The 3,468-nt window shown below is 58.9% G+C and carries 2 protein-coding genes; both read left to right on the forward strand.

Features of this window, described 5'->3' with window-relative positions:
- The first annotated feature begins 134 nt into the window (after nucleotides 1-134).
- The gene (locus tag M3498_03345; protein MDQ3458331.1) at nucleotides 135-2,873 is read left to right on the forward strand and encodes a LuxR C-terminal-related transcriptional regulator; all 2,739 of its coding nucleotides are present in this window, start codon (nucleotides 135-137) and stop codon (nucleotides 2,871-2,873) included.
- Nucleotides 2,874-3,086: 213 nt separating this feature from the next.
- Nucleotides 3,087-3,468: DUF6326 family protein (locus M3498_03350; GenBank protein MDQ3458332.1), on the forward strand; the 382-nt coding region annotated here is incomplete at its 3' end.

The following is a 3,468-nucleotide window of genomic DNA, read 5'->3' on the forward strand; positions in this document are numbered from 1 at the left end:
GTCTGAAAGGGCCCAGCGTCAAGCTGTCTCTGTCGAGGTGCTTCGCGAACAGCGCTCAGCGTTCGGCTTATTTAGCTTATTTGGAGCTCTCCGAAATGATCTGTGCTCAGGTCGTTTTTCGTCATAATTGATCCATGCCCTCGCCAATTCTAGGTACTAAGCTCTATATCCCCCCATCTCGAGCCAAAATTGTTCTCCGTCCTCACCTCATTGAGCAACTGAACGTGGGTCTTCACCGCAAACTGACTCTCGTCTCTGCCCCGGCAGGCTTCGGCAAAACCACGCTGGTCAGCGAATGGCTCGCCGGTTGCGAGCGACCAGCCGCTTGGCTGTCGCTGGACGAAGGCGATAACGACCCCACCCGCTTTCTGGCTTACCTCATCGCTGCTTTGCAGACAGTTGTACCGACTATTGGAGAAGGGGTACTCGGCGTGCTCCAATCCCCTCAGCCATCGCCTATCGAAACGATACTGACGGTCTTGCTCAATGAAGTCACCACCATGCCGGACGATTTCGTTCTCGTCCTCGACGACTACCACGTCCTTGATGCCAAACCCATCGACCATGCCCTCACCTTTGTGCTCGAGCACCTGCCCCCCCAGATGCACCTGGTCATCGCTACCCGTGAAGACCCACAGCTACCTCTGGCCCGGTTACGCGCGCGGGGCCAATTGAGCGAACTGCGCGCCAGCGACTTGCGCTTTACCCCCTCCGAAGCCGCCGAATTTCTCAAAGGGGTGATGGGCCTAAACCTCTTAGCACAAGACATCGCTCTACTTGAGACCCGCACCGAAGGCTGGATTGCCGGCCTGCAGCTGGCCGCGCTTTCCATGCAAGGGCAAAAGGATACTGCGGCGTTTATCCGAGTCTTTACCGGCAGCCACCGTTTCGTGCTGGACTATCTGGTCGAAGAGGTGTTGCAGCGCCAGCCTGAGCGCGCGCGCAGCTTCTTGCTGCAGACCGCGATGCTGGAGAGGCTGAGCGGGCCGCTATGCGATGCCGTCACCGAGCGAGAGGACGGCAGGAGGATGCTCGAGAGCCTGGAGCGCAATAACCTCTTCGTCGTCCCACTCGACGACGAGCGCCGCTGGTACCGTTATCACCACCTCTTTGCCGAGGTGTTGCAGGCGCGCTTGCTGGAAGAGCGGCCCCATCAGCTACCCGGCCTGCACCGGCGGGCGAGCGCCTGGTACGAGCAGAACGGCTTGCCGTCAGACGCCATCCGCCACGCGCTCGCCGCTAAGGATTTCGCTCGAGCGGCGGGCTTAGTCGAGCTGGCAGCCAGGGCGATGCTCACGAGCAGACAGGAGGAAACGTTCCTTGGCTGGCTGAAGGCACTACCAGACGAGCTGGTCAAGACAAGGCCCGTGCTCAGCGTGTACTATGCCTTGGCTTTGGTCTCTATCGACCTGGGGGCCGCCGAGGCCCGATTGCGGGACGCCGAACGGTTGCTCGACACTGCGGCACATATGAGTGAGCGGCCGGAAGCCCCAGCGGCCCGAATGGTCGTTGTGGACGAAGAGGAGTTTCGGTCCCTGCCGGGGATAACGGCCATCACCCGCGCCTATCACGCCGGGGCGCTCGGCGACGTGCGTGGCAGCGTGAGCTACGCCCGGCGGGCGCTGGACCTCTTGCCTGCGGGCGACCATTTGTGGCGCGGCGCCGCAGCCGCGCTCCTGGGGCTCGCGACCTGGAGCAACGGAGAGCTGGAGGTCGCCTACCGGTTCTTTGCCGACGGCATGGCGAGTCTGCGGATGATCAGCGACATCACCCAGTCAAACAGCGGCGCATTCATCCTGGCTGACATCAGGACGGCGCAAGGCCGTCTGCGCGAGGCGGCAAGAATCTATGAGCGGGCGTTGCACCTTGCGGCGGGTCAGGGCAAATTCATGCCCCCAGGAACGGCGGACCTATATGTAGGGATGAGTGAACTGCGCCGCGAGCACAACGACCTAGAAGCTGCCTCACAGTACTTGCTGAAAAGCAAGGAGTTGGGCGCACACAACGGGCTATCTGAAAACCGGTATCGCTGGCATGTTGCCATGGCGCGAGTCAAAGAGGCCCAAGGAGACTTAGCTGGCGCTCTTGAGCTGCTGGGCGAAGCGGAGCGCCTGTACATCCCGAGCCCCGACCCCTACGTGCGCCCCATAGCGGCGCTGAAGGCGCGGGTGTTGGTCAGGCAAGGCAGGTTGCACGAAGCCCAAGAGTGGGTGCGTGAGCAGGGCCTGTCCTCTGACGACGATCTCAGCTACTTGCGCGAGTTCGAGCACATCACGCTAGCGAGGATGCTCATAGCCCAATACAAGATCGACCAGGTAGAGGGCCCCATCCTCGAGGCGACGGCACTGCTCGAGCGCCTCCTGCAAGCAGCGGAAGGGGGTGGCCGGATGGGAAGCGTGATCGAAATCCTGGTGCTGCAGGCGCTTGGGCTCGAGGCGCAAGGTGATATCACGCCTGCCCTCACGCCACTTGCGCGTGCGCTGACCCTGGCCCAGCCGGAGGATTACGTTCGTATTTTTGTTGACGAGGGCGTTCCGATAGCTCGACTCTTGTCCGAAGTAGCCTCTCATGGGATGATGCCGGACTATGCAGGTAAGTTGCTGGCTGTATTTGAGGCTGAAGAGCAAGAGAGCGAAGACAAACCTTATCTGCCTCCTGCCCCACCTGCCCAGGACCTACTCGAGCCACTAAGCCAACGCGAGCTGGAAGTACTCCGGCTGATTGCCCAGGGACTCTCAAACCGTGAGATCAGCAAGCGCCTTTTCCGCGCATTGAGTACGATTAAGGGACACAACCGAATCATCTTTGACAAACTACAGGTTAAAAGCCGAACCGAAGCGGTAGCACGTGCTCGAGAGTTGGGTCTGTTGTAGCCTGAAGGTCGATTTTTCCACACATTTGGGCTCGAGCACTGCACGCAGGTGGTTTATAACGGCAAAGCTTTGGTACTTCCAAGCTCTCTATAACCCCACAACCATACCCCCGACGATACTTTAGTAGCTACCCGTCAATACCGTGTCGTCGCTACGCTGCTCGTAGTGGCACGGCCTGTTATGACCTGCCACAACAAAGGAGGAAAAATGGATATGGCAAGACTCAAGCTTGCGGCGCTGTGGACAGTGGTTATGTTTAACATAGCTTTTGCCGACATAGTTGGATTTGTACACCCTGGCACTTTAGAGAAGATTATCGATGGTTCCTTGGGTTTCCCAGTCACTCCAGAGTTGCTGCTCGTCTTCTCTGTCTTCCTCGAGATTCCTATAGTGATGATATTCCTGTGCCTCGTCTTGTCCCCTAGAAGCAACCGCCGGCTTAACACCCTGGCAGTGATTCTGACCACCCTTTTTGTTGTGGGAGGTGGCAGCGCAACCTACTCTTACGTCTTCTTTGCAACGGTTGAGATCGTATGCATGTTAGCCGTCATGTGGTTGGTATGGAAAAGGCCGACAAACCAAACTGAATCGGTTC

It is taken from the genome of Deinococcota bacterium (genome assembly GCA_030858465.1).
GTDB lineage: Bacteria > Deinococcota > Deinococci > Deinococcales > Trueperaceae > JALZLY01.